Here is a 24,612-nt window from a genome sequence, read left to right on the forward strand (position 1 = left end):
CTCATAGAAAAAAGGTGTCTATTTTTTGAAATAGGCATCTTTTTTGTTTTTAAGAGAAACATATCAGCCTTTTGTGCCGTCTTTTAGCTAAAGAACCACTTAGAGGAGATGGAAGAATGAACTCGGCAATGATTGAAAGAATGTATCATATAGATGGACATCATTTTTATACAAAACATCGTCAAGGCAAAAGGCAAGCCACCATTATCTTTGAAGCAGGCTACGGCATTTCGGGTGATACGTGGTCGAATATGGCCCGCGATATTGATCCTGAGCTTGGGGTTTTCTTATACGATCGATTAGGAAATGGAAAGAGCAGTGACAGCAGTGAAGGAAGAACATTGCATGATCTTGCAGATGATTTAGATGCGCTGCTAGAAGAAGCCAATATTCAGCCACCCTTTCTCATTGTGGCTCACTCATTTGGCTCTCTTGTTAGCCGGTTATGGGCAAGTCGCAGAGGAGATGACGTCATTGGCATGGTGATGTTAGACCCAGCAAGTGAGGAGCAAGAACAGGTCATCCTGCCGCTTTTATCAAAGGAAGAACACACCTCATATATGGCGCAATTCACAGCAGAATGTACGCATGAGGACTTTCAGCAAATGCTAAGTACAATGAAAGAGGAGCAAACCCATTATGGGATGATGCCGCTCCTTGTCATTTCATCAGGTAAGAGCCGATTGTTTCATCCAGCGCATGAAGCTTGGCTCAGACTTCATAAACGGATGCTGTCTTTGTCATCCCAAAGCGGATGGATTCAGGCGCAGAACAGCTCGCACTATATTCATCATGATGAACCGCATATTGTGCAGCTTGCGATCTATGATGTATGGTGCGCAGCCAAACAACCTGTTTCCTATTATCAAACAGCCAATTAAAAACAAAAACTCCTTGACTAGTTATCAGTCAAGGAGTTTTCTTTTCTTTATGCCGTTGGAGCAGACTGACTTTTTTTAGAAAGCAGCTTTTCAATGCTGACAAGCTGAACACATAATGTAAAGATGTCAATCGCTTGCTCTAGCTCTTCAAGTGTTGGGAACGTTGGCGCAATGCGAATGTTACGATCAAGCGGGTCTTTTCCATAAGGATATGTCGCGCCTGCACCTGTCATTGTAACACCTGCTTCTTTTGCCTTTTGCACAACAGCTTTTGCACAATGATCGAGCGTATTTAAACTAATGAAATATCCGCCATTTGGCTTGTGCCATTCAGCAATGTCTTTCCCGCCAAGTGTTTCATCAAGAATGGAAAGAACGAGGTCAAACTTTGGCTTAATGATCGCTGCATGTTTTTTCATATGTTCCTTCAAGCCTTCTGGATTCTTGAAGAAACGAAGATGTCTTAATTGATTGATTTTGTCTGGTCCGATCGTTTGAACCGATAATTGCTTTTGAGTGAAGCTTACATTGTCCGGGCTAGACGCCATCAGTGCAATACCTGATCCTGGGAATGTAATTTTAGAAGTAGACGCAAACATAAACACACGATTTGGGTGCCCTGCTTCCTCTACTGCTTGAAAAATATCTTTTAACGTATCAGGCGTATCAGTTAGATGATGGACTGCGTATGCATCATCCCAAAAAACGCGGAAGTCGTCTGCTTTTGTTTTCATAGAAGCGAGGCGGTCAACAACCTCATCTGAATACGTAATGCCATCTGGGTTGCTATATTTTGGTACACACCAAATGCCTTTAATCGCTTCATCTTCTGCGACCAATTTTTCTACCTGATCCATATCAGGTCCATCAGCCTTCATATCGACTGTGATCATCTCTATGTTAAATAGCTCACAAATGGCAAAGTGACGGTCATATCCTGGGCTTGGTGCAAGGAATTTTACTTTTGGCAGCTTTCCCCAAGGTGTTTTGCTGTCATATACGCCGTGAGTCATGGCACGGGCAATGGTATCGTGCATCATATTAAGGCTGGAATTACCGCCGATGATGATTTGTTCTGGCTTCAGATTGAGTACATCTGCAAAAAATGTCTTCGTTTCAGGAAGCCCTGTCAAGCCGCCATAGTTTCGCACATCTGTGCCATCCTCAGCAGTCATCGCATCCTTTGATGTCACAACATCGAGCATGCCCATAGACAAATCGAGCTGTTTTGGTGAAGGTTTTCCTCTAGACATGTCTAAGTGTAAGTTTTTACTTTTATAAGTTTCGTACTCATTTTGTAGTGCTGCATATAGGTCATTTAATTCTGCTTCACTTAACGCTGTAAAACCGCTCATCTTTGATTGTGCCTCCCGTATTCTTCATAGTTTCATTCGTCATTTGTTTTTTCTTCACCATTTTACCACTACCTGAAAAAGAGAGTCATTATAAATATCAAAAAAATCACACAACTTTTTTTGACGATTCTTCCAATTTTTACAGCGTGCGGTCAATGGAAAAAGAAAAGAAATCATGTGCAGCTTCTGTCAGCGGGAATATATCGCGGGCTTCTTTCAATAGTTGTTTCAGTGCCTCTTCTCCTTGGTAACGTGCACTAATATGGGTCAAAATTAATCTTTTTGCGCCTGCTTCCTGCGCCGTTTTCGCTGCTTGTTCTGTCGTGCTGTGATAATAATTGTAGGCTAGATCAGCATCTTCTTTACCGAATGTTGCTTCATGGACTAACACATCCGCATCTTTGGCAAGCCTTGTTATATTCTCGCATAAACGGGTATCTCCTGAAAATGCAACGATTCTCCCTTTTTTAGGGGGTTCCAAATAATCGGTTCCATCAATGATTCTTCCATCTTCGAGTGTCACGGTTTCCCCATTTTTTAACTTCTGATACAAAGGTCCAGGTTTTACACCGATTTCTTTCAGGTCTTCGGCTTTTAATGCACCTGGTACATCTTTTTCCACTACCCGATAGCCGTAAGCTGGAATACCGTGAGATACTCGTCTTGCTTCTACTTGAAAGGTATCATCTTCAAATATGATCCCTTCATCTATCTCTATGATATGCAGCGGATATGTCAAATGCGTTTGTGTAGCTGAAAGTGCTGCGTTCACAAACGCTTTGATGCCCTTAGGCCCATAGATCGTTAGTTCATCCTCTCCGCCTTGAAAGGATCTGCTGCCAAGCAGTCCTGGGAGACCGTATACATGATCACCATGCATATGAGTGATAAATATTTTCTCGATCTTTCTCGGTTTAATCGTTGTATGTAATATTTGATGCTGCGTCGCTTCTCCGCAATCAAAAAGCCACACTGCTTTTCTTTCTTCTAAAAGCTTTAGCGCAGTGCAAGTGACGTTTCTAGTTTTTGCAGGAATGCCTGCACCTGTTCCTAAAAAGAGCAGTTCCATTACTTTTCCTCCTAAAGCCGGTATACAATATCTTCATTCATATAGAATACATGAAGACAAGGTAAATGTGAATTCAGCGGAATTTTCGAAAAAAGTCAAACGAGAGCAGAAAAAGTCGAATCAAATGTTTGCTTTACGAACAATGAACCTTTAAAATAAAGAAAATGTACATACAATCTCGGTTTTTACAACAATGCTACGAATAAAGTGAGGTACTTTTCGTGAATACAGAAACTAACAATCCAAAAGCAGTCATTGTCATTTTTGGCGCAACAGGAGATCTTGCCAAACGCAAGCTCTACCCTTCTATACATAGACTTTTTCATAGCGGAAAGCTTGGTGATCAATTCGTCGTCGTCGGTGTTGGACGCCGTCCGTGGTCTCATGAGGATCTCAGAGCTGTGGTGAAAGAATCTGTTTCTTCTGATGATGCAGAAGCGAAAATAGAGGAATTCAGTTCGCATTTTTATTATCACGACTTTGACGTATCAAGCCCTGCTTCCTATCAATCGCTTAACACACTTTTAGCAGGCCTTGAAGATACGTACAGTATCCCAAATAACCGGATGTTCTATTTAGCGATGGCACCGGAATTCTTCGGAACGATTGCGAAGTTCCTAAAAAGTGAAGGCGTATCAAAAACAACCGGCTGGTCAAGACTTGTCATTGAAAAACCATTTGGCCATGACCTGCCAAGTGCCAAAACATTAAATGAAGAAATTCGAGATGCATTCTCTGAAGATCAAATTTATCGTATTGACCACTATCTCGGTAAACAAATGGTTCAAAACATTGAGGTCATCCGTTTTGCGAATGCCATCTTTGAACCACTTTGGACAAACCGATATATCTCAAACATTCAAATTACATCTAGTGAATCATTAGGGGTTGAAGACCGGGCTCGCTATTACGAAAGTTCAGGTGCACTAAGAGATATGGTCCAAAACCATATGCTTCAAATGGTGGCACTTTTAGCAATGGAGCCGCCAATTAAGCTGAATACAGAGGAGATCCGCAGCGAAAAACGGAAAGCATTACGCGCTCTTCGTCCTTTCTCTAAAGATGAGGTCGATCAATTCTTTGTCCGCGGACAGTATGATGCTGGTACGGTTGATGGCAGCATGGTTCCTTCCTATCTTGAAGAGCAAAATGTAGACCCGAACTCAAACACAGAAACATTCGTTGCAGGGAAGCTGCTCATTGATAACTTTAGATGGGCCGGGGTGCCATTTTACATTCGTACAGGAAAACGATTAGAAAAGAAATCTACTCAAATCGTTGTTCAATTTAAAGACATTCCAATGAACCTGTACTATGGAAACGGAAATTCCATGCATCCAAACTTACTCGTCATTCACATTCAGCCAGATGAAGGCATTACCCTTCACCTGAACGCTCGCAAGCTTGATGGCGGTACGTATGCGAAACCGATTAAGCTCGACTACCAAACAAACTATAACGACATCATGAATACACCAGAAGCATATGAAAAGCTGATTCATGACTGCTTGCTAGGCGATGCAACGAACTTTGCTCACTGGGATGAAGTGGCGCTTTCTTGGAACTTTGTTGATCCGATTTCTGAAAAATGGGCAGAAAACAAAACATTAAAACCAAATTATCCTGCTGGTTCAATGGGACCAAAAGAAGCCGATCAGCTTCTAGAAAAAGACGGATATCATTGGTGGAATATATAAAATGAAATAAAAAAAGAGCAGTCTCCCTCGGGGGTTCTGCTCTTTTTTTAACGTCCTGTTTTCGTAATTTCAACCGTTGAAAAGTCGAACTTATCATAGCGGTGATGACTAAAGGAGTACTCAAACGGCCGGCCTGTGTTTAAATAAGCAACCTGCTCGACTTCGAGCACAGGATCCGTTGGGTCACAGCCTAAATATTGCTGGTCCAGCTCATCTGATTTAGCCGCTCTAATTTTCTTGTGCGCTCCTGCCACTTTTAAATGGAGTTCATTTGATATGTAGCCATAGATCGATCCCAATAAAACCTCTTCATCTATGCCCTTAATGACATTGACCGGCATAAACGTTTTTTCTAATACATATGGCTCCTCATCCACGAGGCGGAGCCGGATGATGTCATAAACGGGTGTGGTTAAGTCAATGGATAGGTGGGCTGCCACTTCTTCGCTTGGAAAATGGACATCAAAACGAATGATTTGGCTCGTGACGTTTTTGTCCGCCATGACTTTCGTGAATCCTTTATTTTCATGACCAGATACATTAATAGCCCCTTGGTTTAGCGCTGCCTTCACAATAAATGTGCCGTGGCCTCTTTTTCTAAAGAGCAGACCTTCTGCTACGAGAAGATCGAGCGCACGCTTCATCGTCATTCGGCTGCATTGAAATTCAGCGGCAAGCGAGTTTTCATCTGGAATGGGTTGATCTTCTGGATAATATGCTGTTCCTATTCGTTTTCTGATTTCTTCTGAAATGAGTTCGTACTTTTTCATCTCACACCACCAACTGACTTGTTTTTTCATAGCTTCCTCTCATTCTACACTAAGCCTAGTGAGCTTAAAAGGTACCAGCCATTTTTGTTTCATCCACTTACCGTCACATAAGAAAAATACTTGCCCTTTTCAGGAAAGAGCAAGTATCTTGATTAAAAACCGTTATTCTCTGATACCGATTGAAACCAGTATCCGCTTTTCTTGATGGTTCGTTTCCCGTCTTCTTGAAGATCAACTGAGACAAATCCATAACGATTCTTATAGGCATTCGACCATGACCAGTTATCCATAAACGTCCACAGATGATAGCCTTTTACATTACTTCCTTCTTGAATGGCTTGATGCACCCATTTGAGATGCTCAGAAATAAAGTCAATGCGGTAATCGTCATGAATCATTCCTTCTTTATCCTTAAACCGCTCTTCTCCTTCGACACCCATTCCATTTTCAGAAATAAAGCATTCAATATTATCATAGTCTGTTTGAACTTTTTTCAATATATCATAAATACCTTTTTCATAGATTTCCCAGCCTCGATACACATTCATTTTTCTTCCCGGCATTTCAAACGCATCAAAATAATGATTTGGCATAAATGGTGCTTTCGGATGCGGCATATGCTCTTTCGCTTTCACTCTTCTTGGCTGATAATAGTTGATCCCAAGGAGGTCGACGGTATTCTCTTGAATGAGCTCAAGGTCTCCTTCTTCAATACTTGGCATAAAGCCTTCTTTCTTTAAGACCTCTACTAGTTTTTCTGGGAAATGTCCCTTCACCGCAGGATCTAGGAAGGAACGGTTAAAGAAAGCATCAGCCATCTCAGCTGCTTCTACATCGCACGGATTCTGGCTTCTCGGATAAGATGGGGTTAGATTTAGGATGATGCCAATCTTCCCGCCTTGCTGCAGCTTTTTATAAGCCGCAATCGCCTTAGCATTTGATAAAAGTTCATGAAAACCGACCTGTACAGCCTTTTGGAAATCGACTTCGTTTGGATAATGAAAGCTATACATATACCCGCCCTCTACAGGAACTATCGGTTCATTATGGGTAAACCATTTTTTCACCCGGTCGCCAAATAATTGAAAGCACAATTCCGCATAGCTGACATAATCATCTACTACCTGTCTGTTCACCCATCCGCCTTTTTCCTGCAGCGCCATTGGCATATCGAAATGGTACAGGTTCACAAACGGCTCAATATCATGTGCAATCAGTTCATTGATCACATCATTGTAAAAAGATACTGCTTCTTCATTGACCACACCTTTCCCTTCAGGTAAAAGACGTGACCATGAAATGGACAGCCGAAATGAATTGTGCCCAATTTCTTTCATCAGACGGATATCCTCTTTATATTTTCGATAAAATTGGGATGTCACGTTTGGGCCTACACCATCAAAAAAACGAGTCGGCTCTTGTTCAAACCAATGATCCCAAATATTCGGTCCCTTACCATCTCCAGGGACACTGCCTTCTGTTTGCGTGGCAGAGGCAGAAGATCCCCACCAGAAACCTTCTGGAAATGTATATGATTGCTTGTTATTTTCCATCGACATGTATTGAGTCTCCTTCGCCTTTGATGTTTGTTGTCTTCGTTTTTTCCGTTGGGGTTATTTTTTCATTCTTCACATTCATACGGTCAATAAACTTCAGGAACGGGAACCAAATGACAAACACAATCATCAGATTAAACAGCTGAAGCAGACCGCCCGCTAGTGAATTTGTTGCCATTATTCCGCTAATAAAGATCGGCACCGTCCATGGAATATTCACGCCTGTCGGCGGCGGTACAATGCCTGTTGCCATCGCAAAATAAGAAATACATGTAATGACCATTGGCGCCAAAATCCATGGAATGAGAATAAGTGGATTCATGACAATCGGTAAACCGAAAATAATCGGTTCATTGACGTTAAATAATCCTGGTCCTAAGCCGAGCTTTGCTACTTGTTTTAATTGCTTACTTTTCAGGAAAATTAAAATCGTAAACACAACAGCCAGCGTCATACCGGTTCCGCCCATGCCAACCGTATAGATTTCGATAAACTGCTTGCTGATGATATTCGGAACCTCACCAGTTTTTGTGTAGCTCTCTAGGTTTTGAATGGACAATGTATTCCAAATCGGGTCCATGACAGAGTTGATAATAATTTGGCCGTGGAGCCCAAAGAACCAAAGAATTTGTATAAAGAAAACAGCGATCAAGGTCGGGATGATACCGCTTCCAAGTCCAACAAGCGGCGCCTGAATGGCATGATAAATCAGGTCATGCATGTTTGTTTTGAAGCCTTGTGTAATGATGATATTGATCAGTAAAAAGGTTGTGAGTGTCAAAGTAGCCGGGATCAGTGCAGCAAAAGACTTTGAAACAGCTGGCGGAACCCCTTGCGGCATATTGATGACAAATTTCTTTTGGACAAAATAACGATAAATTTCAGCAGACAAAAAGCCTGTGATCATTCCTAGGAACATCCCCTTTGCTCCTAAACGATCGACTGGGATCACACCTGCAATAGATGCACCGCCTTCTTGTTCTAGTAAAAATGGCGTCAGAAGCAAGAAAGAGGCTAAAGCAATCACGCCGCCAAATACAGCTTCCACATCATAGCTTTTCGATAAATAGTAGCCAATCCCAAATACAACAAACACGCTCATAATGCTGATGGTCGCACTTGGCGCGATATTCAGTGCAGACTGGACTCCTTCCAGTGCGGTTTGACTCATGATTTTATCTAAAAATGGCAAATTCATTAGCACAACCATAATGGAACCAAAAATGGTGAGCGGGAACGCAAGCATAAAAGCATCCCGTAATACGCCTAAATAGCGGTTGTTGTTCAATCTCCCAGCAATCGGAACCAAAATGGCACTTATTTTATCAAACATTGGTTTCCCCCCTTGTTTACACCCTTTATTGTTTAAGCGATTGGAAAATCGGCAGGAGCTCTCCCACAAGCTCCTTGATCGTAATGGTGGACATTAAGTGATCTTCGGCGTGCATGAGCAATAAGGAGAAAGGCGTTTTCTCCCCGCCTGCCTCTTGCTGCACGAGTTGAAAATGGATACCATGAGCATGACGTAAATCTTCTTCCGCTTCTTTCATGAGACCAAATGCCTCATCTTCTTGACCTTCTCGAAATTGTTTAAGAGATTGAAGCAATTTGCTGCGTGCATTTCCACTGTGTAAGATCAATTGAAAACTGACTTGTTCCTCTGTGAGCCCTTCGAGTGTTTTCTTTTCCATTCTTTACGATTCCTCCATCAATGTAACGGCTTGTTCATACGCTTTTTGTCCATCGGCAAGCCCGTACGCCTGCATATCTATGACCTCTACTGCAATCCCGTATTTTGTTGCTTCTTTTTGAAGATCCCCTTTTAAAAAGCTCATTTGCGGTCCAATTAACACAACATCCGCATTCGCCATTTCTTTTCTCGCTTGATCTTGCCCAACTGCCCAAATTTCTGCCTCGTCCCCTATTGAGTCGGCATGAGCCTTCATCTTTGTAACTAGTAAACTCGTAGACATTCCTGAACTGCATGCTAATAAAATACGTTTCATTTCTCTCACCCCATTGTTGTAATAAAAGCGCTTCCATTTAATATTATATATTTTTATTTTTAAATGTCTAGACATTTAATTTTATTTGTCTGTATTTTATATAAAAAAAGAGCGTCATGTGTGTACGCTCTTTGTCTTTCTCCCTATCCTTTTCCTGCCTGGAAGCCAGGATACTTTGTCATGCCGCCGTCCACATAGAGCGTCAAGCCTGTGACATAGCTTGCCTCTTTTGACGCCAGCCAGACAGCACATGCTGCCACTTCTTCCGGCTTTCCAATATAGCCGATGGGGATCAATTCAATCACGCCTTTTTTCAATGCGGGATCATCGAATTTTTCCGCATTGATCGGGGTATCGATGGCGCCTGGTGCAATGCTGTTTACACGGATTTTTTTAGGGGCGTATTCTAGTGCCAGCGTTTCTGTCAGCAGCTTGGCGCCCCCTTTACTTGCTGCATAATGAACGAAATGAGGCCAAGGGATTTGCTGGTGAACCGACGACATATTGATGATCGATCCTTCTATCCCGTGATCTGTCATATACTTCAGTGCATCACGGCAGCCGAGAAACATACCTGTTAAGTTAGTCGACATGACTTTGTTCCAATTATCCAGCGTCATTTCTGTGGAAGGCACTTCGTTTTCAATACCTGCGTTATTGATCATGACATCAAGGCTGCCGTACGTATGAATGGCTTTATCAATCATTGCCCGCATATCCTCTTCCTTTGATACATCTCCCTTGATTTTCACAGCCTGGCCGCCATTTTTTTGAATATCCGCAATGGTGTCATCCGGATTTTCTTGATCTGAGAAATAATTGATCACCACATTGGCTTTTTCTTGTCCAAACCGGCGCGCCATTGCTTGCCCTATTCCTGTGCCGGCTCCTGTAATCAGGACTGTTTTTCCTTCTAAATCTGGATACATTCGTTTACCCTCCTATTTTGTAAAGCCTAGCAGCACGCCGCCTGCAATGATCATCAAGCAGCCTGCAATGACAAAGCTTGTTCTGGATGCTTTCTCTTTTAATAAGTAAATGCCGCCTAATGTTGAGATGACAATACCTGTCTGTGACATCGAAAAGCTTACGGCTACGCCAATGAGCGGAATGGCCAAAAGAAGCCCAAGATTTCCTGTCGACCAAACCAAACCGGCAATGATATTTTTAAACGTATATTTACTAAACGGGTTCTGTTTTAGACTAATCGCCAAGGATGAAAGCAGCATACCGACCGATTGCGGAACGAGGGCAGACCACCCATCAATATGAAACCATCTTAAAATGACGACATATCCGACATAGCCAACCGTTGAGATGAGCAGAATAATGATCCCTTTTTTGAAATTGCCTCCACCGTTCCCGCCGCCATTCTTCTTTTGACCGAGCGATGTCATCACAACACCTGCAATAATCAGTAAAATGGCGCAAGAACCAATGAGTATGACCGTCATCGTTTGCCATTCTTTAAAAACCATGACACCAAATAAAGTAGTGCTCACAAGCTGCATGCCTGTTGACAAAGGAACCGCCTTCGAGACTCCGAGAAACGCAACACTTGAAAGCTGATTCATTTGTCCAATGCTCCAAAAGATGCCTGAAATCACAGAAACCGCAAAAATAAACGGTGTCAGCTCTGGCATTTTGATGAAGAAGGCTGCAATTGAAAATAAAAATGCGCCAAGCGTAATGCCGAGCGTTTGCTGGTATGCATTCCCGCCAAGTTTGACACTGATCAGAACAATACTTCCCCAAAATATTGCTGGGAGAAGTGCATATAAGATGCCCACTTCTATCCCTACTTTCTTTTCTTTTTTACATAGCATCCCTCTTTTTCGCATTTTTAGCCGAAAAGATGCAAACACAAAAAAACCTTACCAATCCAATGGTAAGGTTTTTCTGACGTTCTATTTTATTTCATCCATTCCGTATGGAAGACGCCTTCTTTATCTGTGCGCTCATACGTATGTGCACCGAAATAGTCACGCTGCGCTTGAATTAAGTTCGCTGGCAGGACAGCTGTGCGATAGCTATCAAAGTAAGCAAGTGCACTTGAGAATGAAGGAACAGGAACTCCTTGCTCCACTGCAAGTGAAATGACTTTACGAAGTGATGATTGATAGCTTTGAGCAATATCCTTAAAGTAAGGATCTAGCAATAGGTTTTTCAGTTCAGGGTTACGGTCATATGCTTCTTTAATTTGTTGTAAGAAGGCTGCACGAATGATACATCCACCGCGGAAGATCATCGCAATTTCACCGTATTTTAAATCCCAGTTATATTCATCAGATGCTGCTTTCATTTGCGCAAAACCTTGAGCATACGAGCAGATTTTACTCATGAATAGGGCTTTTCTAACAGCTTCGATCAGCTCTTGTTTATTCTCAGCTGATTGCGTTGGCTCAGGACCTTGAATTGATTGACTTGCTTCTACACGCTCATCTTTCATTGCTGAAATATAGCGCGCAAAAACAGACTCAGTAATGATTGGAAGCGGGACACCTAGATCAAGAGAACTTTGGCTCGTCCATTTTCCAGTTCCTTTTTGACCAGCTTTATCTAAGATGACATCCACAAGCGGCTGGTTTGTTTCTTCATCCACTTTTGTGAAAATATCCGCTGTAATTTCGATTAAATAGCTGTCAAGCTCGCCTTTATTCCACTCTGAGAATACTTCATGAAGCTCCTCTGCTGATAAGCCAGCCACATGCTTCAAGATAAAGTATGATTCAGAGATCAATTGCATGTCTCCGTACTCGATGCCGTTATGGACCATTTTGACATAATGTCCTGCTCCATCTGGGCCGATATACGTTGTACATGGCTCGCCATCTACTTTCGCAGAGATCGCTTCTAAAATTGGTTTCACTAGCTCATGCGCTTCTTTTTGACCGCCTGGCATGATAGATGGACCTTTTAGTGCACCTTCTTCACCGCCAGAAACACCTGTACCAATGAAGTGGATACCACTTTCCGCAAGCTCTTGATTACGTCTTTGCGTATCCTTGTAATATGTATTTCCACCATCAATTAAGATGTCACCTTTCTCTAGGTGAGGAAGTAATGATTGAATGGTTGTATCCGTTGCTGCACCAGCTTTTACCATTAAAAGAATTTTACGCGGTGTTTCAAGCGACTGAACAAATTCTTCAATGCTGTATGTGCCTACAACGTTTTTTCCTTTTGATTCTTCGAGAAACTCTTCCGTTTTGCTGCTAGATCTGTTATAAACGGACACGGAGAAACCGCGGCTTTCAATATTAAGGGCAAGGTTTTTCCCCATAACGGCTAGTCCAACCACACCGATTTGTTGTTTTGACATAATTCTGACGTCCCTTCTAACACACTATATTGATTACTGCTGAAATGATGTACCCTTTGAAATTACCACAACACCACCTCTTTTATCAAGTTTTCAGGCTAGTCATTTCCTTTTTCGTCCTGAAAAAAGTCTTTATTAAAACTTGTTCCGCTTGTTTTGCTCTCTTTTTCCTTGATGGTCATTCCTCTTTGAATGAGTGATTTTCCATATTTTTCTTTCAGCCCTTCTAAAACGGTTTGGAGAGGCTCTTCTTTTGCATCTTCTGTATAGGAAAATAAATCAAGCTGTTTAACAGCTGCTTTTCGTTCTACAAGGTCTGTCCCCGTCACACCCAAGAGCCTCACGGGCTGGTCATTCCAATGTTTAAGGAATAACTGCTTTGCTGCCTCAAATAAGTCTTCCTTTCGATCCGTTGGATTCGTGAGTGTGACACTTCGCGTGATATTTTTCCAGCTTGCGTACCGTATCATGATGAGAAGCCGATTTGCCATCACTTCTTTTCTCCTTAATCTTGCACTCACAGATTGTGACAGCTTATCAATTAACGTGACAAGTTCATCTGGATCGTCAGAATCATGAGGAAGGGTTGACGAATTACCGACGGATTTAAATTCGTATATCCTTTCTGGGTCCACGATACTGTCATGTTCACCATTCGCCTTTTGCTTTAATCTCGGTCCATTGATGCCCAGTAATTCCTTTAGCGTATACTCATTTGCTTTCGCTAAATCTTCAATGGTATGAATGCCAATCGTTTTCAATTTATCTGCCGTTTTCTGTCCAACTCCGTGCATGTCACCGGCTGGCAGCGGCCATAGCATTTTCGGAACATCTCGTTTACGTAAAATCGTGATGCCCATTGGTTTTTTCCAATTAGACGCCATTTTCGCTAAAAATTTATTCGGTGCAATGCCAATACTTGAAGGAAGCATGAGCTCCTCTACAAGCCTCGTTTGAATATCATGAGCCGTTTTCACCGCATGCTCAGCATATGGCGTATGCGTTAAATCAATATAGCCCTCGTCAATGGATACGGGTTCGACTAAATCGCTGTATTCTCTTAGTATCGTAAACATCTCTTGTGAGGAGCTGCGGTACCGGTCAAAGTTAGGTGTACGGACAATCAGCCCCGGACAAAGCCGCTTCGCTTCCCATAACGGCATCGGGGGCTTTACACCTAGTGCTCTTGCCTCGTAGCTGCACGTCACAACAATCCCTTTACGCTCTTTCGCATTTCCGCTAATGGCTAAAGGTTTCCCTCTCAAAGAAGGATCATACGCCATTTCGACAGATGCATAAAAACTATTCATATCAATATGAAAAATAATTCGACCCTTCCTTTGAGAATCACCCATTTGCCTGCCTCCTACATTTATTGACTCTTGTTACTTCATGTTTGTTCCAATAGACATTTCATATAGTGTATAGTACACTGTGAGTAATGAAATGGATGTGATAATCATGATTATTGATACATTCAATGAAGTCTTTTTCCTTGTTGAATTCTTTACGATTATTCTTCCAGCGCTGACGGCTATCGGCATTGCGTTTTTATTAAAAGACTGCCGTATGAACGAACACCTCGGTGGACATCGTTTGGAAGAGTTGGACGCATCTTTATTGAACCGAACAGACTTTCTGTTTATCATATATGATCGCATTACAACTTGGATTAGTAAAGTCATTCGAATGAAACGATCATCAAATGATGATGAAGACCATTCGCTTCCTCTCTCTAATTAATTTTTTAAAAAATGAGGAGGAAACGAATTGAAACGTTTATTGACGATTTGTACGACTTTATGTTTAATGATGATTGCCTCACCTGCTTTTGCAGCGAGTGGGCAAACGAATGCGAGCTCTGATGGGTTTTTCCATCATTATTTTGTCCAGCCTTTTTCGGAGCTGATCATTTGGCTTGCGAACTTCTTCCATGATGATTATGGTTTATCGATTATGTTCGTGACCTTGATCGTCCGCCTGCTGATTTTCCCTCTTTTTGCGAACCAATTTAAGAAACAAAGAGTCATGCAGGAGAAAATGGCACTGGTGAAGCCTCAAATTGACCAAATTCAAAGCAAATTGAAGAAAACGAAAGAACCTGAAAAACAAAAAGAACTACAAATGGAAATGATGAAAGTATACAAAGAGAACAATGTGAACCCGCTGGCAATGGGCTGTCTGCCTATGCTGATTCAAATTCCAATTGTTCTTGGCTTTTACTCAGCGATCCGCTCAACACCTGAGATCGCAACACATTCGTTCCTATGGTTTAACTTAGGACAAACCGATCTATTGGTCGCGATCTTTGCAGGCGCCATGTATTTCTTGCAATTTTATGTTACGCAAAGATTTGCGAAGCAATCAGGCACCCAGACAGAAGCTGCGCTGAAGCAAGCCAAAGTCATGGGCATGATTTTCCCAATCATGATGCTGTTTATTTCAATCAATGCACCCGCTGCCCTTCCTTTATACTGGATGACAAGCGGATTACTACTCACAATCCAAACAATTATTTTGAATGTCATGTACCAAAAATCAAAATCGAAAGCTGAGGCAAACGACCAAGCTAGCCCAGCTGCTGAATAAAAATAATCCCCTTATCATCAGATAGGGGGATTTTCTTTATGCCAACTCTTCTTTTAACCGCTCTGGCAGTTGATCGAGGTCATCAATTCTCCCAAGGAACTTATTAGGGTCCACTTGTAAAATCATCTTGTTCTCTCTCTCCACAACGCCGAAGAAATATTCGGAGGCTTTCGTGTTCATATGAAATGGCTTGATCTCGCTTAGCTCGATATCGATAATATCTTTTGCATCTGAGACAAGACAGCCAATCATTTGATCGTTTAATTCAAATAGCAACACCTTGGACTGTTCGTTCACATCAAGAGGCTTTCCGTGAAGCATCACGCCTGTGTCACTGACAGGGATGACTTCTCCTCTTAATGACATCAGTCCTTTAATTTCTTTTGGAAGGTTCGATACTTCTTGTAAATAAGGGACCTTCTCAATCGAACGAATATGCTCTACACTGATGCCAAAATCCTCTTGCCCCACTTGGAAAATAATGATCTTTTGCGTGCTCACAGAGTCTCCTGCCTTTACGATAGATTTGTCGTTTCTTCGATAATGGCGAGAACCATTTCAGCTGTTTTGACTAATTCTTCAATCGGCATTTTCTCATTTTTCGTATGAATATCTTCATATCCAACAGCTAGGTTGACAGTTGGGACGCCGTTTCCTGCAATGACGTTTGCATCACTGCCTCCGCCGCTCGTCTGTAGTTCTGATGGACGGCCAATTTTCGCAGCCGCTTTTTTCGCCACTTCTACGACTTGATCGCCGTGAGAGAATTTGAAGCCTGGATACATGATGTCAATTTGTACATCGGCACTTCCGCCCATTTCTTTAGCGGTTTTTTCAAAGGCTTCTTTCATCTTCGCTACTTGTGCTTCCATTTTTGCAGGTTCTAAAGAGCGTGCTTCAGCAAGGATATCGACTTGATCGCACACAATATTCGTTTGCGTTCCACCTTCAAAACGCCCGATATTCGCCGTTGTTTCTTCATCAATTCGGCCAAGCGGCATGCTGGCAATGGCTTTTGATGCAATGGTAATCGCAGACACGCCTTTTTCAGGTGCCACACCTGCGTGAGCTGTTTTTCCGTAAATGGTTGCGCGTACTTTCGCCTGTGTTGGCGCAGCTACGATAATTGTCCCGACCTTGCCATCTGAATCAAGGGCATAGCCGTATGCTGCTGTCATCAATTTTGGATCTAACGCTTTTGCTCCAACAAGTCCTGATTCCTCCCCTGCTGTGATGACAAATTCAATCGTTCCATGCGGTAAATTCTTCTCTTTCAGCACGCGGATGGCTTCAAACATAGCCGCAAGCCCTGTTTTATCGTCAGCACCAAGAATGGTTGTTCCATCTGTCTTCACATAGCCGTCTTCAATGACTGGTTTTACGCCATTGCCGGGAACAACTGTGTCCATATGAGAAGTGAAATAGATAGTATCAGCCTCTTGATTGCCTTCCAGTGTACAGATGAGGTTGCCTGCACCGTGGCCAGTTTTCGCTTTTGAGTCGTCTTCCACCACTTTAAGACCAAGCTGCGAGAATTTTTCTTTTAAGACTTCCACAATTTTCTCTTCGTGTTTTGTTTCCGAATCGATCTGAACCAGTTCTAAAAATTCGTCTAGTAAACGTTTTTCATTGATCATGATGATGCTCCTCCTCTTATAGCGGCATGTTGCCATGCTTTTTTAACGGTCTATCTTCTTCCTTCCTGCGAAGCAAATCAAATGAGCGAATCAATCGCTCTCTCGTTTCAGCCGGCATGATAATATCGTCTATCAGCCCTGCCTGAGCCGCTTTTAATACACTTGGCTCCGTCTCAACCTCGCGCGAAGCAGGATGAACGATTTCGTCTGCGAACGTTTTCCCCATGACATCAATTTCTGCCGCTGGCCATGCATAAACAAAGTCAGCGCCTAAGCCCTTGCTATTCATCGCGACATATGCACCGCCAAACGCCTTTCTTAAAATCACCGTGATTTTTGGAACGGTCGCTTCAGCGTACGCATATAAAAGCTTTGCGCCGTGACGGATAATTCCCGCATGCTCGGCTTTCTCCCCTGGTAAAAAACCAGGGACGTCGACAAGCGTTAAGATCGGAATATGAAACGCATCGCAAAATCGAATAAACCTGGCCGCTTTATCGGCAGCGTCAAGGTCAAGGCTTCCTGCCAGCACCTTTGGCTGATTGGCAACTACACCAATTGGAGCCCCTTTTAATCTGGCAAACCCTGTGACGATATTTTTTGAGAAACAAGGCTGGGTCTCAAAGAATGAGCCTGGATCGATGATCGCTGTCACCACTTGTTTGACATCATAGGTGCGTGATGGATCCTTTGGCAAGATTTTGCCTGGATCAACGGCGTCATGCTTTTGCACTTCAGTGTGCATGTCAGGCTGTTTAGTCGTTGGTATGTACGTTAAAAGTGTTCGAACCGCCTTTAACACGTCCTGCTCATCTTTCCCAGTATAGTGCACATTCCCGCTTGTCTGATGCTGAACACTTGCACCGCCAAGACGGTCAGGACAGACCGTTTCTCCTGTTGCCTTTTCTATTACTTTCGGACCTGTTAAAAACATATGAGCTGTTTGTTCTGTCATGAAGACAAAATCAGTCAAAGCAGGAGAATAGACTGCACCTCCAGCACATGAGCCTAAAATAACGGATATTTGCGGGATTTGACCAGAGTACAGCACATTCCGTTTAAAAATCTGTCCGTATCCTTCTAATGATACCACACCCTCTTGAATTCTCGCACCACCTGAGTCTTTTAGACCGATGACCGGCATCTGATTTTTAGCAGCGAGATCCATTAGAGAAGCAATTTTTTTGGCATGTATTTCGCCTAAAGAGCCCCCATGCACTGTTGCATCATAAACACATACTGGCTTTCCATGAATAAGTCCCGTTCCAATGACGACGCCATCACCGACATGCTCTGACATGCGGCCTGTTGCAAACCTCTGAATTTCCATGAAACTGCCCACGTCAAGAAGTTCATGCAGCCGCTGGCGAACCGATAGCTTTCCTTTGTTTCTGTGTGCGGCTGCTCGTTTTTCACCGCCGCCCATTAACGCTTTTTCCCGCCATTTAGACAAGTCATTGAACGATTCATTCATTGCCATGTTTTTCTCCTTTCAAGGGCTCGCACAATTCGAATAACACACCAGATGTTTCTTTAGGTGAAATAAATGCAATCTGCTTGCCGCTTGCGCCCTTCTGTGCTGATTTTTGGAGAAGCTGCACGCCAAGGTGATCAAGATGGTTAAGATCTGCATGAATGTCACCTGACTTTAACGCAATATGATGGAGCCCCTCTCCTCTTTTTGTTAAAAAGGTATGTAGTTTACTGCTGTCTGACATTGGTTCAATTAATTCAATGTGCACATGATCAAGTGAAGCGAAGGACGCTTTAATCTCCTGCTCAGGAACCTCTTGTATGTCTGAAAAATGCCAGTTAAACAGCTGATGAAGGAGTTGAGATGTTTGTTTAATAGAAAAGACCGCAATGGCAATATGATCGATTTGATTCATCCGTTCACTTCCTTTGTTGATCACTTGTCGCATTTGAAAAAACCAGCTAGAATAAAGAAAGGTGCGTTCGTCGCAAAAAATCTTCGGTTATAGGGGTGCGATATGTCTCAGAAATTTATGAAATTCATGGTATTGCTCATGATTAGCCTGCTGTTAATTTCTTCACTTTTAGCAGGAGCAGCAACCTTTTTATAAGGTTTCAATAAAAGCAGACAAGCAGGTGATTCGTTCAATCAACGAATGGCCTGTTTGTCTTTGGCAAGCTTTTCAAATGAATCGCTTGATGTTGTAATCCATACTTTTGTTCCAATCGGAAGCTGGTCAAATAGAAGCTCTACATCTTGATTATGAAGTCTCACACAGCCTGCCGTGATAAATTTCCCAATCGATGTTTCGTCACTCGTCCCATGAATTCCGTACGTTCTGCCATCTGTTCCTCGTGCATCAAATCCAATCCACCTTCGGCCAAGAGGGTTATTCTTCGCACCGCCTTCAATATTCTTTTTTCTGTAATAGGGATCTTTCGCTTTGATCATAATGGTAAATTCCCCTTCTGGTGTTAAATCGGCTGTTTTCCCTGTAGAAGCAGGATATATTTTTTGGATTTGTCCTTGATCAATATAGGCAAGTTCATTTGTTTGTTTATTAATAATGACATACGGGTCTCCTGGAAGCGGGTTTTGTCCGAGCGGCCAGATAGGTGAAAGGGACATGGTCAATACGGTATAAAATAAAAGACGCATAGGCTCCTCCTTTTTTCATTAGATTGACCAATGAAGGAGGAACTCATGCGTCTCTATTCTTTCATCCCTTTAAAATAGCTTTTCAGTACTAAATATTGTTCCATTTCTCCGAGGAAATGAAAAAGTGCAGCTCTTGCCTCAAACTCTTCTCGTGTTTGCGGCAGCGGAAGCTTATCGAACTCTTCTTTCATATCAATGAGACGTCTTAAAAACTTATGCGCCGTGTTCCCTGGGTGAATATGTTCGCGTAAGTCTCTGACGTATTCGGCAATCATTTGCCCATGCTCTGTTGTGATGGAAATGGACGTGATTTTCGGAAGCACCCGCTCAATGATTTCGAATTGCTTTTGCCTCATATTAAAATAATGATAATACAGGTTTTCATGTCTTAGGACATGGTTTTCAACATCACGATATGCGAGAGCTTTCGCTTCTTTGATCAATTGATGTGTCTCTGGTATTTCTTTTCCTGTCCAGTCTTGTTTCCCTGTCATTAAGTATTGCTCGATTTCCTCAAAGATTTTTGCAAAGTTGGCTTCAATCTGTTCGCTGTAGCGTTTGAGCTTTTTATCGACACTTGGCATATACAAGTTCATGATAAGTGCTACGCCAACACCAATTGTTATCAGCAGTAGCTCATTCCAGATGAGGTGAAGGGTAATCCCGCCGGACATGTATAAATGGAGAATGATGACTGAACTTGTGACAATCCCTTCTTTAATGCGGAGCAAAACGGTTGTCGGAATAAAGACAAGCAGCATCAGACCAATCACAAAAGGATGATACCCAATCAGATCGAAAAATAGATAAGAAAATAAAATGGCAAGACTGCAAGCTGCAAAGCGGGCGCCTGATGCGAGGAGCGACCGTTTCTTCGTCACCTGAATACACAGGATCGTAATAATCCCGGCAGCGGAATAATTTTGAAGTCCGAGCAGTTGTGCAATATAAATGGCGATCGCTGTTCCTAGTGCTGTTTTCAGCGTTCGGTAGCCGATTTTAAACATGATGTGATTCACTCTTTTCTGTCTTGTTTCCATTCACTTTTGTGAAATGATGAACTTTTTTTACTTTCCCCATTATAATCAAAAAAAGAAGGAGATGTTAAGTCGCCTTCTCTTTTTTCTTTATAATATTTTTTGTAAGAAGTCTTGCGCACGCTGTGACGACGGCGATTCAAAGAATTGCACAGGGTTTGCATCCTCTACAATTTTCCCATCATCCATAAAGATCACGCGGTCAGCCACTTCTTTTGCAAAGCCCATTTCATGTGTGACGATCACAAGTGTCATTCCAGATTGAGCAAGCTCTTTCATGACCTCTAGGACTTCCTTGACCATTTCTGGATCTAGTGCAGAAGTTGGTTCGTCAAACAGCATGATGTCTGGAGTCATCGCAAGCGCACGTGCAATTGCCACACGCTGCTTTTGACCGCCTGACAAACGGTTCGGAAAATCATCTTTTTTCTCTAAAAGCCCTACCTTTTTCAGCAGATCTTCAGCTTGTTTGATGCTGTCTTCCTTCGATTGATTCTTCACATTCATTGGCGCATACGTGATATTTTCCAGCACGGTTTTATGCGGGAACAGGTGGAAATGCTGAAACACCATTCCGATGTTCTCACGCACTTTGAGTGCATTGGTTTTTGGGTTTGTGATTTCGGTATCCTGAATTGTAATGACACCAGAAGTCGGCTTTTCAAGCAAGTTGATGCAGCGAAGAAACGTCGATTTTCCTGAACCAGATGGTCCAATGACTGCCACAACTTCCCCTTCTTTAATGGTGGTGTCGATCCCTTTTAATACTTCATTTTTGCCAAAAGATTTTGTGAGTTTCTCTATGTTAATCATTTGATTTTAACTTCCTTTCCACCGATTTGCCGACAAAGGTGAGAACAAGCACGATGACATAATAGATGAGACCTGCAAAAATAAGCGGTTCAAGATAATTATACGTGACGGCACCTGCTTGGTAAGCTCGTCTCATGACATCTCCCAGTCCAATGACTGTCACAATAGCTGATTCTTTTGTCAGTGTAATCGTTTCGTTCACAAGTGCAGGTGAAATATTTTTAAATGCCTGCGGAAGCAATAAGTCCTTCATCATTTTAGCATAAGGGATGCCTAAAGCAACGGCTGCTTCTTTTTGACCTTTATCAATCGCATTAATACCAGCACGAATAATTTCAGATACGTATGCCGCAGAGTTTAGTGAAAATGCGGCTACAGCAGCCCAGTATTGATCGATTTGAAACCCGAGAAGCTGAGGCAGACCAAAATAAATAATGAGCAATTGAAGCACAAGCGGTGTGCCTCGGAAGATGGATGTATAAAAATCTGCAAGCCAAATGAGCGGCTTAAATACACTAATTTTGCAAAGCGTTAATAAAATCCCTAAGATAAATCCAAGAAAAAGTGATACCACAACAATAGAAAGTGTGACCTTAAGCCCTTCTAAAATAAAGGGCATCTGAGGTATTACATCTTTAAAATCTAACATGACAGTCTCCTTTTTTATGCCTTCATACGAAATCAAAAAATAAAACAGGAAAAAAGTTCAACATAAGTTGAACTTTTCAGCGCTTTCTACTGAATTTTCATGAATGACGCTGATCCTTTTCCTGACTTATTTTTCATCACCAAACCATTTTTTAATTAATTTATCAAGTTCGCCATTGTCTTGCATTTCTTTTAATGATTGATTAAATTTAGCTGTTAAGTCGCTATTTTTCTTGAATGCAATGGCTGAACCTTCGTTTGAACTATTCAATCCAAATGCTTGGAAGTCTTTTTCTTTTTTCAAATAACCAGCAGCTACTTTATCTTCAATAATGGCTGCATCAAAACGACCTGCTTTGATTTCTTGAATGATATCAGAGATTTTATTACGGTCTTCCACTTTTAAGTTATATTTCTTTTGCAAACCGTTTGCTTCATCCTGCTGGATTGAACCTAATTGAACGCCGACTGTTTTATCTTTTAAGTCTTTCTCTGTTTTCATTCCGCTAGATTTCTTTGAGACAACTAAGTTTTTAGCATTGTAATAAACATCAGAGAAATCTAATTGTTTTTTTCGTTTTTCTGTAGGGGTCATGCCTGCAAGGACGATATCAGCTTTATTTGTTTTAAGTGCTGATACAAGGCTTGCAAAATCCATATCTTGAATTTCTAGCTTGTAGCCGTTCTTTTTCGCTAGTGCTGTTGCAAGATCGACATCAAAACCGACAATTTCATCTCCGTCTTTTGATTCAAATGGCGGATAATCTGCTGATGTCGCCATAACGAGTGTTTTGTCATCTCCTGATGCGTTTGAATTATTAGAAGAAGTTCCGCAAGCTGCGAGTGCAGCTGCAAGACCAGCTGTCATAAGTAATAATAACCACTTTTTCATAAGATAATGCCTCCCAGTATTTAAAATCATGTATTGTTTTGAATATTTATTCACTATAATGTATTTTAAACACTTTCTTTTTAAGATGCAATAGTATTTTGCTAAAATTATTTTGATTCAATGGTCTTATAAAACAAAAAGCAGACCGATCTAAAGACCGGACTGCTTTTTATTTCATCATTCAAACGTCACACATTAAATTTCTTCGCAATGCTCATCGAATGCAGCTTGAAGCTTTGACACGACTTCCATTGGCTCGTGTCCTTCAATTTCATGACGTTCGACCATTTTAATGATCTTTCCATCTTTTAATAATGCAAAGGATGGTGAAGATGGCGGGAAGCCTTCAAAGTATTCACGGGCTCTTGCTGTTGCCTCTTTGTCTTGTCCAGCAAACACTGTCAGCAATTGATCTGGACGCTTATCGTAATGAACAGAATAGCCTGCAGCTGGTCTTGCAATACCGCCAGCACATCCGCATACTGAATTCACCATCACAAGTGCTGTGCCTTTTTTAGACAGTGCTTCATCTACCTCTTCAGATGATGTAAGCTCAGTATAGCCTGCCTGTTTGATCTCTTCTCTCGCTTGTTTCACAATATCATTCATAAATAAATTAAAATCAATATTCATTGTCCGTCCACTCCTTTAGCATGCCAAAACCATTTTAACAACATCATATCAAGGAAAACGCCTGCGGGCAAATGTGTTGTCTTTTCATTCCCCACTTTTTCTGAACATCGTTTATACGCCGCAAAATTGGGGAAAAGTGATGATAAAGAGATGAAAGGGAGAACTGCGTGATGGCACAATTCAAAAAAGCGATGCTCATTTATAATGGAAATGCTGGACAAAAAAACATGGAAAAAATTCTCGGTCAAACAGTACCTCTTCTTTCTCTACATATTGATGAACTCATTCTTAAACCAACAAAACAGCCAAATGATGCTTATCAATTCTGTCGTGCAATTGATGAGACGATAGAATTGCTTATCATATTAGGCGGAGATGGAACCGTGCATGAATGCATGAATGGCATCGGCGGTTTAGAAAAAAGGCCGGCTGTAGCGATATTACCAGGCGGGACATGCAATGACTTTTCTCGAACGCTTGGTATTCCGCAACAAATGCAAAAAGCCGCTCAAATAATTGTAGACGGCATAGAAAAGAAGGTCGACTTAATCAAAGCAGGAGATCGATACTTGTTAAACTTTTGGGGCATCGGGCTGATTGCAGACACATCCAACAATATTAATGACAAGGAAAAAGCTGTACTCGGCAAAATCAGCTACTTCACAAGTGCCCTGCGCACCTTGCAGCAAACAGATCCTTTTCACGTACGAATTGAAACAGAGGAGGAAAGCTGGGAAGAAGAAGCCGTCATCGTTCTTGTCATGAATGGACATTTCATCGGGACAAATAAAATTGATTTGCCCAATGCAGCAATTGATGATGGGAAAGCAGAAATCTTCATTTGCAGAAATACGAGCTTCTCTGCTCTAAAAGAAATCTTTTCTATGAACCGGGAAGAACTGGAGGATTTCACCGGCGATCTCTCCCTCATTCAAGCGTCCAGTATTCGGATCCACACAAAAGAGGAAATGGATGCCGATACGGATGGCGAAGTGTACATGACAGCCCCTGCTTCTTTAGAAGTGTTAAAACAGCATTTGACCTTTATTGTTCCAGCAGAATAAAGAAAACGCCC

At 41.9% G+C, this 24,612-nt stretch carries 27 protein-coding genes; 6 read left to right on the plus strand and 21 right to left on the minus strand.

The annotated features are described in order from the left end of the window. The first annotated feature begins 116 nt into the window (after positions 1 to 116). The gene (locus C6Y03_RS09725) at positions 117 to 881 is read left to right on the plus strand and encodes an alpha/beta fold hydrolase (protein WP_060596794.1); all 765 of its coding nucleotides are present in this window, start codon (positions 117 to 119) and stop codon (positions 879 to 881) included. A 47-nt stretch (positions 882 to 928) separates the two neighbouring features. Here the strand turns inward: C6Y03_RS09725 and C6Y03_RS09730 are convergent, their stop codons facing one another. Next, the gene (locus tag C6Y03_RS09730; protein WP_060596795.1) at positions 929 to 2,236 is read right to left on the minus strand and encodes an aspartate aminotransferase type Ic; all 1,308 of its coding nucleotides are present in this window, start codon (positions 2,234 to 2,236) and stop codon (positions 929 to 931) included. Between the two features lie 139 nt (positions 2,237 to 2,375). Beyond that, positions 2,376 to 3,305 (minus strand): ribonuclease Z, encoded by a 930-nt coding sequence (gene rnz / locus C6Y03_RS09735; RefSeq protein ID WP_034661203.1) that lies wholly within the window; start codon positions 3,303 to 3,305, stop codon positions 2,376 to 2,378. A 221-nt stretch (positions 3,306 to 3,526) separates the two neighbouring features. Here rnz and zwf point away from each other — a divergent pair, with 221 nt between their 5' ends. Beyond that, positions 3,527 to 5,002, plus strand: a complete 1,476-nt coding sequence (zwf, locus tag C6Y03_RS09740; RefSeq protein ID WP_106039233.1) for a glucose-6-phosphate dehydrogenase — start codon at positions 3,527 to 3,529, stop codon at positions 5,000 to 5,002. A gap of 47 nt (positions 5,003 to 5,049) precedes the next feature. Here zwf and C6Y03_RS09745 read toward each other — a convergent pair whose 3' ends face one another. The 9 genes from C6Y03_RS09745 to C6Y03_RS09785 form a co-directional block, all read right to left on the minus strand. Continuing rightward, positions 5,050 to 5,772: a GntR family transcriptional regulator gene (locus tag C6Y03_RS09745; protein ID WP_034661205.1), complete on the minus strand. Its 723-nt coding sequence runs from the start codon at positions 5,770 to 5,772 to the stop codon at positions 5,050 to 5,052. 152 nt (positions 5,773 to 5,924) lie between these two features. Next, on the minus strand, positions 5,925 to 7,331 hold the full coding sequence (locus tag C6Y03_RS09750) for a glycoside hydrolase family 1 protein (RefSeq protein ID WP_060596796.1): 1,407 nt from the start codon (positions 7,329 to 7,331) through the stop codon (positions 5,925 to 5,927). Continuing rightward, a complete protein-coding gene (celB, locus tag C6Y03_RS09755) occupies positions 7,315 to 8,661 on the minus strand; it encodes a PTS cellobiose transporter subunit IIC (RefSeq protein WP_034661207.1) in 1,347 nt (448 codons plus the stop codon). Before celB ends, C6Y03_RS09750 begins: the two co-directional genes overlap by 17 nt. A gap of 25 nt (positions 8,662 to 8,686) precedes the next feature. Then, entirely contained in the window at positions 8,687 to 9,019 is a 333-nt protein-coding gene (locus tag C6Y03_RS09760; RefSeq protein ID WP_060596797.1) for a PTS sugar transporter subunit IIA, read from the minus strand. A gap of 3 nt (positions 9,020 to 9,022) precedes the next feature. Continuing rightward, positions 9,023 to 9,334 (minus strand): PTS sugar transporter subunit IIB, encoded by a 312-nt coding sequence (locus tag C6Y03_RS09765; RefSeq protein ID WP_003215713.1) that lies wholly within the window; start codon positions 9,332 to 9,334, stop codon positions 9,023 to 9,025. A gap of 143 nt (positions 9,335 to 9,477) precedes the next feature. Beyond that, on the minus strand, positions 9,478 to 10,263 hold the full coding sequence (locus C6Y03_RS09770) for a glucose 1-dehydrogenase (RefSeq protein WP_034661209.1): 786 nt from the start codon (positions 10,261 to 10,263) through the stop codon (positions 9,478 to 9,480). A 12-nt stretch (positions 10,264 to 10,275) separates the two neighbouring features. Further along, positions 10,276 to 11,124, minus strand: coding sequence for a GRP family sugar transporter (locus C6Y03_RS09775; RefSeq protein ID WP_181185461.1), 849 nt, complete (start codon positions 11,122 to 11,124; stop codon positions 10,276 to 10,278). 122 nt (positions 11,125 to 11,246) lie between these two features. After that, the gene (gndA, locus tag C6Y03_RS09780; protein WP_106039234.1) at positions 11,247 to 12,656 is read right to left on the minus strand and encodes an NADP-dependent phosphogluconate dehydrogenase; all 1,410 of its coding nucleotides are present in this window, start codon (positions 12,654 to 12,656) and stop codon (positions 11,247 to 11,249) included. A 98-nt stretch (positions 12,657 to 12,754) separates the two neighbouring features. Beyond that, positions 12,755 to 14,011, minus strand: a complete 1,257-nt coding sequence (locus tag C6Y03_RS09785; protein WP_106039235.1) for a DNA polymerase IV — start codon at positions 14,009 to 14,011, stop codon at positions 12,755 to 12,757. Positions 14,012 to 14,117: 106 nt separating this feature from the next. On the opposite strand from C6Y03_RS09785, the gene C6Y03_RS09790 reads away from it, so the two are divergent. Both C6Y03_RS09790 and C6Y03_RS09795 read left to right on the plus strand, forming a co-directional pair. Next, entirely contained in the window at positions 14,118 to 14,399 is a 282-nt protein-coding gene (locus C6Y03_RS09790) for a hypothetical protein (RefSeq protein ID WP_003215677.1), read from the plus strand. Positions 14,400 to 14,426: 27 nt separating this feature from the next. After that, the gene (locus tag C6Y03_RS09795) at positions 14,427 to 15,245 is read left to right on the plus strand and encodes a membrane protein insertase YidC (RefSeq protein ID WP_034661213.1); all 819 of its coding nucleotides are present in this window, start codon (positions 14,427 to 14,429) and stop codon (positions 15,243 to 15,245) included. Positions 15,246 to 15,281: 36 nt separating this feature from the next. On the opposite strand, the gene C6Y03_RS09800 is transcribed toward C6Y03_RS09795, so the two are convergent. Genes C6Y03_RS09800 through mce form a run of 4 tightly spaced genes read right to left on the minus strand, consistent with a single transcriptional unit; the run spans position 15,282 to position 18,771 of the window. Beyond that, entirely contained in the window at positions 15,282 to 15,746 is a 465-nt protein-coding gene (locus tag C6Y03_RS09800) for a chemotaxis protein CheW (protein ID WP_034661215.1), read from the minus strand. A 14-nt stretch (positions 15,747 to 15,760) separates the two neighbouring features. Beyond that, positions 15,761 to 16,882, minus strand: coding sequence for a M20/M25/M40 family metallo-hydrolase (locus C6Y03_RS09805; RefSeq protein ID WP_060596804.1), 1,122 nt, complete (start codon positions 16,880 to 16,882; stop codon positions 15,761 to 15,763). Between the two features lie 16 nt (positions 16,883 to 16,898). Continuing rightward, positions 16,899 to 18,362, minus strand: a complete 1,464-nt coding sequence (locus C6Y03_RS09810; protein WP_189318318.1) for an acyl-CoA carboxylase subunit beta — start codon at positions 18,360 to 18,362, stop codon at positions 16,899 to 16,901. Next, positions 18,349 to 18,771: a methylmalonyl-CoA epimerase gene (mce, locus tag C6Y03_RS09815; protein WP_034661218.1), complete on the minus strand. Its 423-nt coding sequence runs from the start codon at positions 18,769 to 18,771 to the stop codon at positions 18,349 to 18,351. The genes C6Y03_RS09810 and mce overlap by 14 nt, the downstream gene beginning before the upstream one ends. A 102-nt stretch (positions 18,772 to 18,873) precedes the next feature. On the opposite strand from mce, the gene prli42 reads away from it, so the two are divergent. Then, on the plus strand, positions 18,874 to 18,966 hold the full coding sequence (gene prli42, locus C6Y03_RS19050) for a stressosome-associated protein Prli42 (RefSeq protein WP_149865350.1): 93 nt from the start codon (positions 18,874 to 18,876) through the stop codon (positions 18,964 to 18,966). 38 nt (positions 18,967 to 19,004) lie between these two features. Here prli42 and C6Y03_RS09820 read toward each other — a convergent pair whose 3' ends face one another. From C6Y03_RS09820 to C6Y03_RS09845, 6 genes are all read right to left on the minus strand, one after another. Next, positions 19,005 to 19,514, minus strand: coding sequence for a L,D-transpeptidase (locus C6Y03_RS09820; protein WP_034661220.1), 510 nt, complete (start codon positions 19,512 to 19,514; stop codon positions 19,005 to 19,007). Positions 19,515 to 19,567: 53 nt separating this feature from the next. Beyond that, positions 19,568 to 20,521, minus strand: a complete 954-nt coding sequence (locus C6Y03_RS09825) for an aromatic acid exporter family protein (protein WP_034661221.1) — start codon at positions 20,519 to 20,521, stop codon at positions 19,568 to 19,570. Between the two features lie 120 nt (positions 20,522 to 20,641). Then, positions 20,642 to 21,364, minus strand: a complete 723-nt coding sequence (artM, locus tag C6Y03_RS09830; RefSeq protein ID WP_034661222.1) for an arginine ABC transporter ATP-binding protein ArtM — start codon at positions 21,362 to 21,364, stop codon at positions 20,642 to 20,644. Beyond that, a complete protein-coding gene (gene artQ / locus C6Y03_RS09835; RefSeq protein ID WP_003215691.1) occupies positions 21,357 to 22,013 on the minus strand; it encodes an arginine ABC transporter permease ArtQ in 657 nt (218 codons plus the stop codon). The genes artM and artQ overlap by 8 nt, the downstream gene beginning before the upstream one ends. A gap of 126 nt (positions 22,014 to 22,139) precedes the next feature. Continuing rightward, a complete protein-coding gene (locus C6Y03_RS09840) occupies positions 22,140 to 22,904 on the minus strand; it encodes a transporter substrate-binding domain-containing protein (RefSeq protein WP_034661223.1) in 765 nt (254 codons plus the stop codon). A 195-nt stretch (positions 22,905 to 23,099) separates the two neighbouring features. Beyond that, positions 23,100 to 23,537, minus strand: a complete 438-nt coding sequence (locus C6Y03_RS09845; RefSeq protein WP_034661224.1) for a BrxA/BrxB family bacilliredoxin — start codon at positions 23,535 to 23,537, stop codon at positions 23,100 to 23,102. A 170-nt stretch (positions 23,538 to 23,707) separates the two neighbouring features. Here C6Y03_RS09845 and C6Y03_RS09850 point away from each other — a divergent pair, with 170 nt between their 5' ends. Next, a complete protein-coding gene (locus tag C6Y03_RS09850; protein WP_095285373.1) occupies positions 23,708 to 24,601 on the plus strand; it encodes a YegS/Rv2252/BmrU family lipid kinase in 894 nt (297 codons plus the stop codon). The last annotated feature ends 11 nt before the right edge of the window (positions 24,602 to 24,612 follow it).

This window comes from Bacillus sp. LNXM65 (assembly GCF_002998575.1).
Classification (GTDB): Bacteria; Bacillota; Bacilli; order Bacillales; family Bacillaceae; genus Bacillus.

Bases quoted from the DNA above. Each gene is read 5' to 3' on its own strand.
- C6Y03_RS09725 (WP_060596794.1), top strand. From the start codon at position 117: ATGAACTCGGCAATGATTGAAAGAATGTATCATATAGATGGACATCAT.
- C6Y03_RS09730 (WP_060596795.1), bottom strand. From the start codon at position 2,236: ATGAGCGGTTTTACAGCGTTAAGTGAAGCAGAATTAAATGACCTATAT.
- rnz (WP_034661203.1), bottom strand. From the start codon at position 3,305: ATGGAACTGCTCTTTTTAGGAACAGGTGCAGGCATTCCTGCAAAAACT.
- C6Y03_RS09745 (WP_034661205.1), bottom strand. From the start codon at position 5,772: ATGAAAAAGTACGAACTCATTTCAGAAGAAATCAGAAAACGAATAGGA.
- C6Y03_RS09750 (WP_060596796.1), bottom strand. From the start codon at position 7,331: ATGTCGATGGAAAATAACAAGCAATCATATACATTTCCAGAAGGTTTC.
- celB (WP_034661207.1), bottom strand. From the start codon at position 8,661: ATGTTTGATAAAATAAGTGCCATTTTGGTTCCGATTGCTGGGAGATTG.
- C6Y03_RS09760 (WP_060596797.1), bottom strand. From the start codon at position 9,019: ATGGAAAAGAAAACACTCGAAGGGCTCACAGAGGAACAAGTCAGTTTT.
- C6Y03_RS09765 (WP_003215713.1), bottom strand. From the start codon at position 9,334: ATGAAACGTATTTTATTAGCATGCAGTTCAGGAATGTCTACGAGTTTA.
- C6Y03_RS09770 (WP_034661209.1), bottom strand. From the start codon at position 10,263: ATGTATCCAGATTTAGAAGGAAAAACAGTCCTGATTACAGGAGCCGGC.
- gndA (WP_106039234.1), bottom strand. From the start codon at position 12,656: ATGTCAAAACAACAAATCGGTGTGGTTGGACTAGCCGTTATGGGGAAA.
- C6Y03_RS09785 (WP_106039235.1), bottom strand. From the start codon at position 14,011: ATGGGTGATTCTCAAAGGAAGGGTCGAATTATTTTTCATATTGATATG.
- C6Y03_RS09790 (WP_003215677.1), top strand. From the start codon at position 14,118: ATGATTATTGATACATTCAATGAAGTCTTTTTCCTTGTTGAATTCTTT.
- C6Y03_RS09805 (WP_060596804.1), bottom strand. From the start codon at position 16,882: ATGATCAATGAAAAACGTTTACTAGACGAATTTTTAGAACTGGTTCAG.
- C6Y03_RS09810 (WP_189318318.1), bottom strand. From the start codon at position 18,362: ATGGCAATGAATGAATCGTTCAATGACTTGTCTAAATGGCGGGAAAAA.
- mce (WP_034661218.1), bottom strand. From the start codon at position 18,771: ATGAATCAAATCGATCATATTGCCATTGCGGTCTTTTCTATTAAACAA.
- prli42 (WP_149865350.1), top strand. From the start codon at position 18,874: ATGTCTCAGAAATTTATGAAATTCATGGTATTGCTCATGATTAGCCTG.
- C6Y03_RS09820 (WP_034661220.1), bottom strand. From the start codon at position 19,514: ATGCGTCTTTTATTTTATACCGTATTGACCATGTCCCTTTCACCTATC.
- C6Y03_RS09825 (WP_034661221.1), bottom strand. From the start codon at position 20,521: ATGTTTAAAATCGGCTACCGAACGCTGAAAACAGCACTAGGAACAGCG.
- artM (WP_034661222.1), bottom strand. From the start codon at position 21,364: ATGATTAACATAGAGAAACTCACAAAATCTTTTGGCAAAAATGAAGTA.
- artQ (WP_003215691.1), bottom strand. From the start codon at position 22,013: ATGTTAGATTTTAAAGATGTAATACCTCAGATGCCCTTTATTTTAGAA.
- C6Y03_RS09840 (WP_034661223.1), bottom strand. From the start codon at position 22,904: ATGAAAAAGTGGTTATTATTACTTATGACAGCTGGTCTTGCAGCTGCA.
- C6Y03_RS09845 (WP_034661224.1), bottom strand. From the start codon at position 23,537: ATGAATATTGATTTTAATTTATTTATGAATGATATTGTGAAACAAGCG.
- C6Y03_RS09850 (WP_095285373.1), top strand. From the start codon at position 23,708: ATGGCACAATTCAAAAAAGCGATGCTCATTTATAATGGAAATGCTGGA.